General features: G+C 71.9%; 14 protein-coding genes. 8 read left to right on the top strand and 6 right to left on the bottom strand.

Annotated features, from left to right (window positions below; translation table 11 throughout):
* The coding region (locus AC08OV_RS19545; protein ID WP_476620073.1) for a methyltransferase domain-containing protein at window positions 1-1,281 on the top strand (1,281 nt) is incomplete at its 5' end.
* An 83-nt stretch (window positions 1,282-1,364) separates the two neighbouring features.
* Window positions 1,365-2,375, top strand: coding sequence for a DUF4158 domain-containing protein (locus AC08OV_RS19540; protein ID WP_476620072.1), 1,011 nt, complete (start codon window positions 1,365-1,367; stop codon window positions 2,373-2,375).
* Window positions 2,376-2,561: 186 nt separating this feature from the next.
* Here the strand turns inward: AC08OV_RS19540 and AC08OV_RS19535 are convergent, their stop codons facing one another.
* Entirely contained in the window at window positions 2,562-3,893 is a 1,332-nt protein-coding gene (locus AC08OV_RS19535; protein WP_476620071.1) for a hypothetical protein, read from the bottom strand.
* A gap of 7 nt (window positions 3,894-3,900) precedes the next feature.
* A complete protein-coding gene (locus tag AC08OV_RS19530) occupies window positions 3,901-4,326 on the bottom strand; it encodes a hypothetical protein (RefSeq protein ID WP_476614557.1) in 426 nt (141 codons plus the stop codon).
* 164 nt (window positions 4,327-4,490) lie between these two features.
* Here AC08OV_RS19530 and AC08OV_RS19525 point away from each other — a divergent pair, with 164 nt between their 5' ends.
* From AC08OV_RS19525 to AC08OV_RS19515, 3 genes are all read left to right on the top strand, one after another.
* A complete protein-coding gene (locus tag AC08OV_RS19525) occupies window positions 4,491-5,258 on the top strand; it encodes a hypothetical protein (protein ID WP_476614558.1) in 768 nt (255 codons plus the stop codon).
* Window positions 5,255-6,265, top strand: a complete 1,011-nt coding sequence (locus tag AC08OV_RS19520) for a tyrosine-type recombinase/integrase (protein ID WP_476614559.1) — start codon at window positions 5,255-5,257, stop codon at window positions 6,263-6,265. The genes AC08OV_RS19525 and AC08OV_RS19520 overlap by 4 nt, the downstream gene beginning before the upstream one ends.
* Window positions 6,266-6,498: 233 nt before the next feature.
* Complete coding sequence (locus AC08OV_RS19515) at window positions 6,499-6,630, top strand: hypothetical protein (RefSeq protein ID WP_476614560.1); 132 nt, start codon at window positions 6,499-6,501, stop codon at window positions 6,628-6,630.
* Window positions 6,631-6,916: 286 nt separating this feature from the next.
* Here the strand turns inward: AC08OV_RS19515 and AC08OV_RS19510 are convergent, their stop codons facing one another.
* Both AC08OV_RS19510 and AC08OV_RS19505 read right to left on the bottom strand, forming a co-directional pair.
* Window positions 6,917-7,282 carry a ParA family protein gene (locus tag AC08OV_RS19510; RefSeq protein WP_476620074.1) on the bottom strand — a complete coding sequence of 122 codons (366 nt, stop codon included), beginning with the start codon at window positions 7,280-7,282 and terminating at the stop codon, window positions 6,917-6,919.
* A 20-nt stretch (window positions 7,283-7,302) separates the two neighbouring features.
* Window positions 7,303-7,428: a hypothetical protein gene (locus AC08OV_RS19505; protein ID WP_476614566.1), complete on the bottom strand. Its 126-nt coding sequence runs from the start codon at window positions 7,426-7,428 to the stop codon at window positions 7,303-7,305.
* Window positions 7,429-7,564: 136 nt separating this feature from the next.
* Here AC08OV_RS19505 and AC08OV_RS19500 point away from each other — a divergent pair, with 136 nt between their 5' ends.
* Window positions 7,565-10,534 (top strand): Tn3 family transposase, encoded by a 2,970-nt coding sequence (locus tag AC08OV_RS19500; RefSeq protein WP_476614561.1) that lies wholly within the window; start codon window positions 7,565-7,567, stop codon window positions 10,532-10,534.
* Window positions 10,535-10,636: 102 nt separating this feature from the next.
* Here the strand turns inward: AC08OV_RS19500 and AC08OV_RS19495 are convergent, their stop codons facing one another.
* Window positions 10,637-11,107: an HIT family protein gene (locus tag AC08OV_RS19495; RefSeq protein WP_023840303.1), complete on the bottom strand. Its 471-nt coding sequence runs from the start codon at window positions 11,105-11,107 to the stop codon at window positions 10,637-10,639.
* 223 nt (window positions 11,108-11,330) lie between these two features.
* On the opposite strand from AC08OV_RS19495, the gene AC08OV_RS19490 reads away from it, so the two are divergent.
* Together AC08OV_RS19490 and AC08OV_RS19485 are read left to right on the top strand one after the other, a co-directional pair.
* Entirely contained in the window at window positions 11,331-11,858 is a 528-nt protein-coding gene (locus AC08OV_RS19490) for a hypothetical protein (RefSeq protein WP_476614562.1), read from the top strand.
* Window positions 11,859-11,866: 8 nt separating this feature from the next.
* Entirely contained in the window at window positions 11,867-13,111 is a 1,245-nt protein-coding gene (locus AC08OV_RS19485) for a nucleotidyl transferase AbiEii/AbiGii toxin family protein (protein ID WP_476614563.1), read from the top strand.
* A 39-nt stretch (window positions 13,112-13,150) separates the two neighbouring features.
* Here the strand turns inward: AC08OV_RS19485 and AC08OV_RS19480 are convergent.
* Window positions 13,151-13,945 (bottom strand): tyrosine-type recombinase/integrase (locus AC08OV_RS19480; RefSeq protein ID WP_476614564.1); only part of this gene is annotated, 795 nt, incomplete at its 5' end.

Genomic DNA, 13,945 nt, shown 5'->3' with positions numbered 1-13,945 from the left:
GATCCTGTCGGTGGGCGGCGTTGTGCGCTTTTTGCGCCCGCTGCTGGGCCCAGCGGGGGGCGGTGGTGGGGTCGGCCAGCCAGCCGAGGCGGGCGTGCAACGTCGCCGCGGCCCCCGCGCGAGGAACCTCCCACGCTCGGCGGTGCCACGCCGGACACCGCCGCAGACATCCCACCCGCCGCCCCCGACGCGGACCAGGATGCCGGCGAAACCCCGCTGGAGCGGGCCGACGCCGCCAGCAAACCGACCCCCGAATCGGCCGCGGACGTCCCAGCGGCAGCCGTCCTCCAGGACGCCCCGACGCGCGCCGCGGCCGCCGACGAACCGGGCCTGAGCGCGCCGGCCGGCCCGCGGTTCCGCCCCCGCGGTCAGGAGGATCTGGCACCCCCCGGGGAGATGGCGAAGGCGTGGGCGAACCTCGCTGCGCTGGATGTCCTGGCCCTGCTGCGCGCCGAGGGGGACCGGTCGGCCACGGCGGCCGAGCAGACGGTGCTGGCCCGCTGGTCGTCCTGGGGGGCGCTGCCGGGGGTGTTCCGTGACAGCGTCGACCGGTTCGCAGGTGAACGTGAGCGGCTACGCGGGCTCCTGACCGACGACGAGTGGAAGGCCGCACGGGCCACCACACCGAATGCGCACTACACCGACGCCGAGCTGGTGCGGGCCGGTTGGAAGCTGAATCGCAGGCTCGGATTCGCGGGCGGACGGGTCGGTGAATTCGGCTGCGGGTCGGGAAACTGGATCGGTCTGGCGCCCGAGGACCTGCCGATCCACATGGTCGGCGTGGAACTGGACCCGACATCGGCGGCGATCGCGGCCAAGCTCTACCCGGACGCCGAGATCCTCGCGGCCGGTTTCGAGACGGTGCGGTTCCCGGCCGGGTCGTTCGACAGCGTGGTAGGCAACGTGCCGTTCGGGAACTACGGGGCCTACGACCCGGTGTTCAACCCGGACGGGCGGATGGCGCTGCACAACCACTTCCTGCTCAAGGCGCTGCGGCTGGTCAAACCCGGCGGGGTGGTCGTGGTCGTCACCTCCACGTACACGATGGACGCCCGTAACCCGGCGGCGCGCCGGGCGATGCAGGCCGAAGCTGACCTGCTCGGCGCGATCCGGCTGCCCTCCGGTGCCCATCAGGCGGCCGCCGGCACCCGGGTGGCCACCGACCTGCTGGTGTTCCGCCGCCGCAGGCCTGGGGAGACGCCGGCGCTGTTCGACTGGGAACTCACCCAGCCGGCCCGGTGCTCGGGTCGGTGCCAGGAAATGACATGTAGCTCTGGGTAGCTGGTCGAAATGCTTCCGGTCGTGGCCGGTGTGGTCGTAGCCTGTCGTCTGATCACGTGGCTGCGTGACTACGGGGGCGTCGGGTGCGGCGTGAGTGGACTGCCGAAGAGCTGATCGAGTGCTGGACGCTGTTGGAGGATGACCGACGGCTGCTGCGGAACAAGACGGGGGCGTCCCGGCTGGCGTTCGCCTTGTTGCTGAAGTTCTTCGAGGTGGAGGCTCGGTTTCCTCGCCACGGCGGGGAGGTCCCGAAGGCCGCGGTGGCCTATGTGGCCGAGCAGGTGGGGGTCGAGACCGCGGCGCTCGTCGGGTATGACTGGTCGAGCCGGCAGACCACACGCCATCGGGTGGAGATCCGCGACGAGCTGGGGTTCCGGGAGTGCACGGTCGCCGATGAGAACACGCTGGCCGGGTGGCTGGCCGCGGAGGTGTGTCCGGTCGAGTTGACCGATGACCGGCAGCGTCAGGCGCTGCTGGCCCGCTGCCGGGAACTACGGGTCGAACCACCCGGACCGTCGCGGGTGGAACGGGTGCTGGGGGCGGCCCGGGCGGGTTTCGAGCAGCAGTTCACCGCCCTGGTCGCGGCCCGGTTACCGGCGGCCGCGGTCGGCCGGTTGGAGGAGCTGGTGGCCGTCCCCGCAGGCGGGGAGCCGGTGGCTGCGGGTGGGGTGGATTTCCTCGCGGAGTTGAAGGCCGATCCGGGCAAGCTCGGCCTGGACACGCTGCTGAAGGAGATCTCCAAGCTGGAGCGGGTCCGCGCGGTGGGCTTGCCAGCAGATCTGTTCGATGGCTGGTCGGAGAAGCTGGTCGCCGGGTGGCGGGCGCGGGCGGCGAAGCTCTACCCGTCGGACTTCCGGGCGAGCCCTGCGCAGGTCCGACTGACGTTGCTAGCGGCGTTGTGCTGGGCGCGGACCACGGAGCTGGTCGACGGCCTGACAGAGGTGCTGGGACCGTCACCTCTGAATGGACACCGGGTCAGGCCGCCCCACCACCGGCTCGGACTCGTCCACCCGACCATCATCGGCCAGACCCCGCCCGGCCGTCAGCATCATCGTCACGATCTACCTCTCCCAGCCCCGCCCAAGCCAGCCTAGATGGAACGTACTGCCTGTCTCGTCTCATCTTGGCAGGTAGGGGGCGACAGAGAAGGCCCCTATCCACCATGCATGGCCCCATCCGGGCGCCTCACTATAAGTAACGATCACCGCTCTCGATCTTGCGAATACAGGTCAGTCGAACACGCGACTCTGCCAGTTTCGACCCCCGTGACCGCCCGGGGTTCAGTCGCCGGCGCTGGCGTCGTCGGCCGGCGCCGTCTTGCGGGGGGTGCGCTTGCGGGGCGTGGGCCGGGCGGCGGCCTGCTCGCGCAGCTGCGCGGCCTCGGTGGCGAGCCGGTCGCGGTCGGCCTCGGCGCGGGCGGCGCGGGCCTGTTCGGTGGCGTGCTGCACGCGCAGCTCGGCGAGGTCGGCGGCGAGCCGGTCCCGGTCGGCCTGTGCGGTGTCGCGGGCGGCGGTGGCGGCGCGGGCCGTCTCGGTGGCCGCGGTGCGCTGCGCGTCGGCGCGGGCGGCCTCGGCGACGGCGTCGCGCCACGACTGCTCGCTGGCGGCGGCCCGGGCGGTCGCGGCGTCGCCGGCCTGCTGGGCGGCGTCGCGTTCGGCCTGCGCGCGGGCCCGGTCCGCTTCGGCGGCCTGACGGGCCCGGTCCGCCTCGGCGGCCTGCTCGGCCGCCCGGGCCGCGTCGGCCACCGCGGTGTCGCGGGCCTGGAGGGCGGCCTGCTCGGCCGCCCGGGCGGCGTCGCGTTCGGCCTGCGCGGTGACCCGTGCCTGTTCGGCGCTGCGCCAGCCCTCATCGGCCCGGTCAGCGCGCGCCGTCGCGTCGGCGCGGGCCTGCTCGGCGCCCAAGCGCGCCCGGTCTGCGGCCTCGGCGCGGGCGAGCGCGGCCTGCTCGGCGGTGCGGGCCTGGTCCCGCTCGGTGTCCGCCTGCTCGGCGCGGGCGAGTGCGCGGTCGCGGTCGGCGGCCGCGGCCGCCTGCTCGGCGCGGGCGGCCGCGTCGGCGGCCGCGGCGCGGTCCGTCTCGGCCTGCGCGCGGGCGGCCGCGGCGGTGGCATCGGCGGCGGCCGCGGTGGCCCGCGCGGCCTGCGCCTCGGCGAGGGCAGCGTCCCGTTCGGCGCCGGCGCGGGCCACCTCCTCCGCCACGGTGCGCCGCGCCTCCTCCACCTCGGCCGTGGCCGCGGCGATGCGGGCGGCCGCGGCCGCCTCCGCCCGAGACACCGTCGACTGCACGCCGGCGGGGGTGAGCTCGGCCGCCAGCCCGTCGCCTAGGCGGCCGATGTAGGTCTCCAGCCGGTCCAGCAGATCCTCCGCGGCCGCCACGTCCCCGCCGATGCCGCCGGCGGCGCGCCGCGCCGCCCGGGCCCGCTTGGCCTGCTCCTGGCAGTCCCGGTCCGGGCAGTACCGCCGCCGGCGCCCCGCCCCACTAGCCCGCTGCTCCACCGGCCGGGCACACCAGGCGCACGGCAACGTCTCCACCGATGCGGCGGAGACGGGCGCGGCGGGGCCGGGGCCCGGGTCGGCGGGCGTCGAGTCGAGGTCAGGCAGCGCAGGCGTCGTCATACCCCCATCATACTAAAACCAGATTTTCGTTTCTGGAAATCCGATTTTGAGCTAAGAGGGTCGTGATGATCGTGATCCTGGGGTGCGCGGAGCGTCCATCCACCGGGCGGCCGGGCTGGAGCGCGGACGCCACCCACCGGATCGCGGCGATTGACCCCTCGAGGAGCAGGGCGATGGGCGTCTTCGGGCCGGCGACCGCCAGGCAGGCGTTTTCCAGAATGTCCCCGTCGACGTCGCTGACCGCGAGGTAGAGGCGGTCCTGGGCGGGGCCGAACCCGCCGGACCAGGGACGCTGGCGCGGACGACCGTCCGCGAGCACGCCGATGATGCCGGTCAGCTCGATCTCGATCGCGGATATGGTCCCTCGCGGTCGGGTGGCGGTCCCCGCCCACAGGAAGATCACCTTCGCGCGGGCCGCGGTGCCCGCGCTCACCCTGCTGCTGTCGGGGCATCCCGTCTTCGTCGCGCGGGTGGCTGCGGGCGCCGCCCGGCGGGGTTGCCCCGGGCGGTCACGGTCGCCGGGGGTCGGTGGCGGCCGGTTACTCGCGATAAGATGCCTTATCACGAGCCACAAAACCATGATCGGATGGTGCAGGGATGGCGGTGCAGGGACGCCGGATGACCACCGCCGAGGAGTGGGCGGGGCTCAACGACCGGCAGCGCACCTACCTGCGGGCGCTCTACGACGTCGACCAGGCCCTCGAGGACGAGCACCGCCGTCGCGGCGCAGAGGGGCGGTTCGACGCGCGGCCGGCGCGGGAGTGGCGGCGGATCGCGTTCAACGGCGCGTACTCCCCGATCCCCGGCCGGCTGCGGGCCGCCGGGGTCTACGACAGCGGCGCCGGGGCGACGCTCGCCGCGCTGCGCGACCGGGGGCTGATCGAGTCCGAGACGACCCCCGGGGTGCTCAGCGACGCGGTCGACGTGTGGATGACCCGGGCGGGGCGGGCCGCGGTCCGTGCCGGCACCGGCGAGGCCGCTGTCCGGACGGCCCGCCCGCGGTGGGCACTGTCGGAGTGGCTGTGGCGGCAGATGGCCGCCGTCGCCCGGACCGGCGAGACCGGGCTGCTCGCCGACCAGCTCGCCAGCACCGCGCATCTCTACCTCGACGCCGGGCACGTGAGCCGGCGTGGCAACCGCCCGTACCTGCGCTCCACACGGCGGCACGTGCCCGTGACCCTCCGGGCGAACGGCACCGGACCGGCGTACTCCAGCTCCCGGCCGGAGTACCGCTACCACCTCACCGACCAGGGCCGCGCGCACTACGCCGACCACCTGGACACCTACCGGCAGCTCTACCCCGACATCGACGCCCCCGACATCACCGCCGCGCCCGCCGGCGCGGACCTCGGACCGGCACGATGACGGCCGACCTCGTCCCCACCGCGACGCCGGCCGGGGAGCTGGCCCGGCCCGGCGACGTCGACATCAACGACACCGTGTCGGCCGCCACCGCCGAGCTGATCGAGGCGGCGCCCGCGGCCGCCACCCGCCGCGCCTACGACCGGCAGTGGGCCGTCTTCGCCGCCTGGTGTGCGCAGCAGGGGCGCCGGGACGCCCCGGCGACCGACGCGACCCTGGCCGAGTACGTCGCCGCGCTCGTGGCCGCCGGCGCGGGCGCGGCGAGCATCGAGCAGGCCATCGCGACCATCCGCACCCGGCACCGCCGGCGCCGGCTCACCCCGCCGGACACCCGCGGCGCCCGCGAGGTTCTGCGCGCCCACCGCCGCGCCCAGGCCGACGCCGGCCGCCGGGTCCGCCAGGCGCCGCCGGTGGCCCGCGAGCAGCTACGCGCGATGGTCGCCGCCTGCCCCGAGGGCCCGCTCGGTGTCCGCGACCGGGCGCTGCTCGTCCTCGGCGTGGCGATGATGGGCCGCCGCTCGGAGCTCGCCGCGTTGGACCTGGCCGACGTCGTCGAGGTCGACGAGGGCCTGCTCGTCTACGTCCGCCGGTCGAAAACCGACCAGGACGCGGTCGGCGCCGAGGTCGCCGTGCCCTACGGCTCGCACCCCGACACCTGCCCCGTGCGCGCCGTCCGGGCCTGGCGGACCCTGCTCGCCGAGCGCGCCATCACCGCCGGGCCGCTGCTGCGCGCCGTCGACCGGGCCGGGCGGATCTCCCCCCGGCGGATGAGCGGCGACGGCATCCACCGGGTCGTCCGCGCCGCCGCCGTGCGGGCCGGCCTGCCCGGGGCCGACCGGTACACCGCCCACTCGCTGCGCGCCGGCGGCGCCACCGCGGCGGCGCGCGCCGGCGCGCAGACCGCCGCGATCGCCGCCCAGGGCCGATGGTCGATCGGCTCCCCCGTCGTCCACGGCTACGTCCGCGCGGTCGACCGCTGGCGGGACAACCCGATGGACGGCGCCCTCTGATGCCGGCGAACATCCGGAACCCCTCGAGATAGGCGTCCTCGCGCCGGCACTGGGCGGCGTCATCCGCGATCTCGTCGCGGATGCGGGCGATCAGCGTGTTCGCGTGGTCCGCCTGGGCGGGGTTGAGGAGCCGATCACCGGAGATGTCGCGTTTGAGGCGCAGCCGGTCCGCGCCGGCGTTCTTGGCGAGCACCGCGGCGTCGTAGACCTCGTGGTAGTTCTCCGGGTAGACGATGAACGACACCCCGATCTCCACCTCGGTCCGCTCGGTACGGCGCCGGTCGGCGAGCGCGGTCAGGTTCGCCACCGCGCGGTCGAACTTCACCGCGCCCGCCCTGTGCCCGCGGAACTTCAGCTCCGCGTAGGTGTCCGCGCTCGCCGCATCGAGGCTCACGTTCACGTACCCCGCGCGGACCAGGACGTCGATGACCGTGGAATCCATGAGCTCACCGTTGGTGAACATCCCGACCCGCACGTCGTGGTCGAGGAGGTAGCCGATCGCAGGTACCAGCGCGGCCCGGGAGATCAGCGGCTCGCCGATCAGCCCGGAGAACGACACGTTCTGGACGCGGAACTCCCGCGTGTGACGGGTCCCCCCGGAGCGGTACGAGCCGGTCTTGCGGTAGCCGACGAGATCGCGGACCAGTTTCATCATCGCCGCGGGCTCGGCGAGGGTGTCCGGGAGCCGGTCGGGGGCCTCCTTGGAAGCGTCGACGAGAGTGAGCATCTCGCGCTCGTCGTCCCAGATCTCCAGCGGCACATGATCGCCGATGCACCACTGGCAGCGCAGGTTGCAGCCGCTGGGCGGATCGTGTCGAGCCCGTCCGGCAGCGCGCGCACGCTCAGGTACTGCGTCTCGGTGATCATCAGAACGTGGGCGGCGGCGGACAGGCCAATCACGGGCAGGACTCCGAGGCCCGGCGGCGTGTCGATGATGATCACGTCGAGCTGTGCGGGCAGGGTGTCGAGCACGGCGGCCAGGGCGAGCTGCCAGCCGCGGCGGGCGGGCAGCTCCAGGTCCGCTTTTTCGGAGCGGGCTATGGCAGGTGCGCGGCGATCGCCGGGTCCGCCCGCAGCGCCGCCTCCACGAGCGCGGCACGGCTGGTGTCCTCGGCCTGGACCGCGGCCTCGATCGCGCCGATCAGATCCTCGCTCAGCCACACCGTCCACCGCCGATGCTGCTCATCGGGGTGCCGGTAAGAAACGTGTCACCGGCCGCAAACGCGGGTGATCTTTCGTCGTGTCTCTCTGTGGGCGCGGGCTGTTGGCACCGGGCGCGCGTGGCCATGATGTTCGAGCGTGGCCCGGTCGCTGGATCTCGATGAGCTCGTCGAGCACTGGACGTTGCTGGATGACGAGCGGGAGCTGATCGCTGGCAAGCGCGGGCCGACGCGGCTCGGGTTCGCGGTGATGTTGAAGTTCTTCACCCAGCTGGGCCGGTTCCCCCGGGGCCGCGGCGAGGTGCCGGACGAAGCCGTCGAGTACGTGGCCCGTCAGGTCGGTGTGGAGCCGGGCGACCTGGGCTTCTACGAGTGGACCGGCCGCACGATCGAATACCACCGGGCGCAGATCCGTGAGCATCTGGGCTTCCGGGAGTGCTCGGCCGCCGACGCGGACAAGCTGGCGGAGTGGCTGGCCGGCCACGTGTGCGAGGCCGAGCGGCGTTCGGAGCTGGTCCGCGGCGAGCTGCTGGCGCGGTGCCGCGCGGAGCGGATCGAACCACCGGCCGCCGGCCGGATTGAGCGGATCGTGCGCTCGGCGCTGCATCAGGCCGAGCGGGCGCTGACCGCCCGGGTCGCTGGGCGTCTGTCCGTGGACGTCGCCGGCCGGCTCCGTGCCCTGGTCGCGGTCGATGTCCCGGACGACGACACCGGCGGGGACTCGGTACTAGCGTTGATCAAGTCGGTGCCGGGCAACGTGAGTCTGGACTCGATGCTGACCGAGATCCGTAAGCTGCGCGCGGTCCGCGCGGTCGACCTGCCCGACGGTCTGTTCGCCGATGTCGCCCCGCGGGTCGTCGCGGCTTGGCGGACCCGGGCCGCGGTGGAGTCCCCGTCGCACCTGCGGGACCATCCCGACCCGCTGATGCTGACGTTGCTCGCGGCGTTGCTGCACCACCGGCACGGGGAGATCACGGACACGCTGGTGGAGTTGCTGATCTCGACGGTGCACCGGATCGGCGCGCGGGCGGACAGGAAGGTCACCGAGGAGCTGATCAACGCGTTCAAGCGGGTGACCGGCAAGGAGAACATCCTGTTCGCGATCGCTGAGGCCTCGCTCAGCAGTCCGGACGAGCCGGTCCGTGAGGTGGTGTTCCCGGCGGTCGCGGGTGGGGAGCAGACGCTGCGGGAGCTGGTGGCCGAGTTCAAGACGAAGGGGCCGGTGTACCGGCGCACCGTGCGGACCACGCTGAAGGCGTCGTACTCGAACCACTACCGGCGCGGGCTGATCGCGCTGCTCGACGTGTTGGAGTTCCGGTCGAACAACGACACCCACCGGCCGGTCCTCGACGCCCTCGACCTGATCCGCCGATACGCCGACAGCCGGCTGACGTACCTCCCCGTCGGGGAGACGGTCCCGACGCACAAGGGGCTGCTGGGCGACTGGACGGAGCTGGTGTTCACCGACCCGGCCAAGGGCCCGAAGCGGGTCGTCCGCGGCGTCTACGAGATCTGCACCTTCCAGGCCCTGTGCGACAGCCTGCGCTGCAAGGAGATCTGGGTCGTCGGCGCCGAGAAGTGGCGCAACCCCGATGAAGACCTGCCGGCCGACTTCGAGGCCCAGCGCGCCACGCACTACGCCGCCCTGCGCAAGCCGCTGGACCCGACCGTCTTCATCGACCAGCTACGCGAGGAGATGCGGACCGAACTGGCAGCGCTCGACACCGCGCTGCCGAAGCTGCCCTGGCTGGAGATCGCCGAGCGGGGCAAGAACGGGCCGATCAAACTCAGTGACCTGGACGCCGCCCCGGAGCCGCGGAACTTGCGCCGCCTCAAGGGCGAGGTGCGGACCCGGTGGGGCACCGTCCCGCTGATCGACATGCTCAAGGAGGCGGTGCTACGCACTGGCTGCCTCGCGGCCGCGACCACGGCGGCCGGCCGTGGCGACCTGGCCCCCGAAGTACTCGCCGAACGGCTGATGCTCGCGATCTACGCCTACGGCACCAATACCGGCATCCGCGCCGTCGCCGGCTCCGCGCAGAACGGCCACAGCGAGGACGACCTGCGCTACGTGCGCCGCCGGTATCTGACCGCCGAGCTCGCCCGGACGGTCGCCGTCGAGATCGCCAACGCCACCTTCGCCGCCCGGGCACAGCAGGTCTGGGGCGCCGGCTCCACCGCGGTGGCCAGCGACTCGACGCACTTCGGCGCGTTCGACCAGAACATCTTCACCGAGTGGCACTCCCGCTACGGCGGCCGCGGCGTGCTGATCTACTGGCACGTCGAGCGCAAGAGCATGGCGATCCACTCTCAGCTGATCAGCTGCACCGCCTCCGAGGTCGCCGCCATGGTCGAAGGCGCGATCCGCCACGGCACGGCCATGGAGGTCGAGGGCACCTACGTCGACTCCCACGGCCAGTCCGAGATCGGCTTCGGGATCACCCGTCTGCTCGGCTTCGACCTGCTCCCACGTATCAAACGGATCAACAAGGTTCGCCTGTACCGGCCGGCCGCCGGCGAACCGGACGCCTACCCGCGAATCGGCCCGGCGCTGACCCGGCCGATCCGCTGGGACGTCGTCGCCGAACAGTACGACCAGATGATCAAATACGCCACCGCGATCCGGACCGGCACCGCCTCCGCCGAGGCGATCCTGCGCCGCTTCACCCGGACCAACGCGATCTATCCCACCTACCAGGCCATGATCGAGGTCGGGCGGGCGCAGCGGACCCTGTTCGTCGCCCGCTACCTGCGCGACCGGGACCTGCAACGCGAGATCAACGAAGGCCTCAACGTCGTCGAGTCCTGGAACCGAGCCAACAGCGTCATCTTCTTCGGCAAGGGCGGCGACATCGCCACCAACCGCCGCGACGAACAGGAACTCTCCGTCCTCTGCCTACGGGTCCTGCAGGCCGCCCTGGTCTACGTCAACACGCTCATGGTCCAGGACGTCCTCGCCGACGACGCCTGGGCCGAGCAGCTCACCGACGCCGACCGGCGCGGCCTGACCCCGTTATTCTGGACGCACGTCGCCCCGTACGGCGAGGTGAAACTCGACATGACCAGCCGCCTGACACTCAGCGTGTCCGCCGCGGCGCCGCTGGTGTAGACCCGAACAGCCTGGCATGCCTCGGGTCGGGGGGAAGAGACTGAGACATGCCGGGTCCGGCTGGTAACCGCATCCCTCGCCAGGAGAGTTCAACGACGCTCGTCACGTGCCATACGCGTCGCGTGTGAGGGTGGATAGTGCCGCTCGTAGATCGGCGTGAAGCTGGTTGTGTGCCGCGCTAATCGCGTGTTCCTTCTTCGTCCGCTCCGCGCCATATAGGTAAACGGGGCCGACCCGGAGACTCTCCTCCTCCCACCTGTAACGTGCGTGTACATGGCCGTGGAGATGCGGCCAGAGGTTCCCCAGCACTTCGTAGTTGATCCGCAGAAAGTCTTCGTCCCGAGCCGCGCATACCTGCGAGACGGCCTCGCCGAGAAGGGACAGGTCAAAAAGGAAGTCCATTCGTTCTGGGCGGGGAAGGTCAGTCAGATGGTTTGCCGATCCGGCGTAGACGAGCAGGCAGTAGCCGGGGAGATGCTGCGTGCTGCCCAGCACTGCCCATCCAGTGCGCATTCGATGGAGAACGTGGGGTTCCTCACCGCTTTCCAACGTGGTAAGCCATTCGCTGCTCATGTCCACGCCCTCCGTGCCCTGCGCTGTGTCTGCGCGGTCTACACCAACGGGCGCCATACGTTAGCATAAGCACATGATCGATCGGGTCGCTACGCTATGTGATTTGGCTGAAGGTCAGTGGGGGTGTGTCACGGAGCGGCAAGCGGAGAGAGCCGGTGTCTCCGTCGTCGAGCTTGGGCGTTTCAAAGAAGCAGGGGTCGTTGAGCCTGTCATCGAGGGGGTGATGCGTATTCGCGCTGGTGGGAGGCATCTTTTTCCGCGGCTGTACAGCCAGTGGCTGATGCTGGACCCGGAGCGGCCGGGGTGGCTGCGGGATGCCCCGAGGTGCGGCGTTGTCTCCCATGCCACGGCGCTGCGGGTCTACGGGATTGGTGACCGGCCGGGACCCGGCGTGGAGTTCACGCTTCCCGCTGGCCCAGCCCGGCCAAGGAGCTCTTATCCTGGCATCGTCCTGCACTCTGGCGAGGTAGCTGCCGATGAGTGGACGACCCGGTCCGATCTTTTTGTGACCACTCCCGCACGCACATTGCGCGATCTAACCTACAGCGGGCGGTTCGACCTCGCCGAACTCGGCCGCGTCGCCCACGCCTTTCTGCGCACCCACCTAGCGAACGAGACCGAGTTGGCTCGAGGTCTGGAAGTAACCGCCAGGACATCGCCCTACAGCGGTGAAGCCGCGGGTTCGTTGGAGTCGATTCTGCGTGCGGCGGACGAGGACAGCGTAGACTTCCCCGCCCACCCGCAGCGCTAGTCAAGCCCATGGCCGACACAGACAGCCATAATCCCGACTCCCACATCGGGCCGGAGTTCCGTGAGGCGTTCCCCTCATGGTCGGAGTTCCGTTCCTACGTCACCGATCGGGCTCGCGCAGCGGAGTTCAATGCCGACCGCGCACTTCACCAGATCTTGATCGGGGACTTCGCGGCGCGCCTCATGAACCGAACCCCGCACGACTGGATCATCTTCGGTTCGCTGGCGCTTCCTTCCCGGCCCGCCACAGACTTCTCGTGGCCTGCCGACTTTCTTCCCGCTCAGCCGAACGAAATCCATCCCGCGTATGTGATGGCCCGATCCGCGTTCGATCTGGACCTGTGCGCTCTCGACATCACGGAATCCTACGGCGTTCATGTCAAGCAGGCTGTGGATGCGGTCACGGTGAACGCGGGCGACACCGCCCGAGCTGAGCGTGGGCTGGGCCTTGGAGGACTGGTCCGCTACAGCGCCGATGTCAGGGTCTACGACAGCGGGAAAATCATGGGAGTGATCGTCGCCCAGCCGATCGACCCGAGATACGGGCCCGGCCAGGCACGTCCCGTCGACGACCCAATCGGACTTGAGATCGACATCAAGCCGCCCGACCGGGTTCCTCTGTTCGGCCCGGCCCACCACGCCGAACGGTCCATCGTTGGCATCGCCGTGCCCGGCCTGGCGCCCGTCACCCCCATGATGTACCCCACGGCCAGCCAGCTCGCAGACAAGATCTCCATGCTGAGCGGGCCAGCCCCCGGTTCGTCCCGCCAGGTCGCACCTGGCCCTCGCCACCGCTACAAGGACCTCTTCGACATCCACTACATGATCCGTACCTGTTCCGTGGAGGCCCGTCACATGCGGGAGGCGCTTGAGGTCAACAACCAGGTCCGCTTCGGCCGCGATGGCCTGCCCCATCCCTACCACGTCTACGGAGCCGGCCGCAGACCCGGTGAACTCGACGTTCCCTGGCGGTCGGCGGTGAACACGTTCAAGGCCGACCAGCCACAGCTCGCGCGCTACCCCGACTTCGACGCGATGGAACGCGCCGCGGCAGGCTTCGTGGCAGAGCTGACCACAGCGTCTCCGACCAGCACCTGGGCACCAGGACGCGGCTGGTCCCCTCCCCGCTCGGATCTCCACGCGCTGGCATTCCCCCGGCCACCATCTCTCAGACCCGGTCCACGGACCCCGCCCGCGCAGCCTCGCACGCTCCCGCCTCACCCGGGCCAGGCGCCCCGGCCACCAACGCGATAGAGGGGGGCCGCCGAGATACGGCAGAAAGGGGCGGCGGGCTCAGCGGCGGCGGGCCGCGGGATCCCGGCCGGCCTGCCAGCGGGCCAGCGCTTCCGGCGAGACCCGGGCGTAGCGGGCCAGGGAGGCGACCGAGGTGTGCCCGGAGTAGGACAGCAGCGTCGAGGTGTTCGCGCCGTCCTCGGCGGCGTGGGTGAGCGCCGAGTGGCGCAGCTGGTGCAGCGTCGCCCCGCCCGTCGTCGCGGTGAACAGCTCGGCGGCGCGCCGGTAGGACAGCCGGGCCCGTCCGCTGGCCGGGTCCAGGTCGGCGGGTGGGAGGGCTAGGCGGGCGCGCCGGTCGGTGAGGAACACCGGGCCGACCGTCCGCCCCATGAGCAGCCGCGGCAGCAGCCGCGCGGTCCCGGTCCGCCAGACGATGACGTCGACGGCGTTGCCCTTACGGCGGACCTTCGCGCACCGGTTACGCAGGTCGAGCTCGCCTGCGTCGAGGGCCAGGACCTCGGAAGCGCGGGCGGCGGTCTCGTACAACATCCGCCACAGCACCCGCTCCCGCAGCCCGATGTCCCCCCGGGCGAGCAGCCCCTCCACGACCGCGCGCGACAGCGCCCGGGTCCGGTCGGGGGCGCGGCCGCGGCGACGGACCGCCCGGGTCGGGTCACCGACGATCCAGCCCTGGTCACGCCAGTAGCCCGCCGCCGAGCGGATCGCGTCGAGGTTGCGGTTGAACGTCGCCGGCGCCGCCGGCCCCCACCGGCCGGTGAACCAGGCGGCCACAGCGCTCGCCGCGGCCGGGTCGTCGAGCCCGGCGAGCGGCGTCTCGGGTCCGAGGCGCTCGCG

It is taken from the genome of Frankia sp. CeTa3Moorea (genome assembly GCF_978021225.1).
Note: the sequence above shows the minus strand (reverse complement) of the source record. Positions and strands in the feature narration are given on the sequence as shown.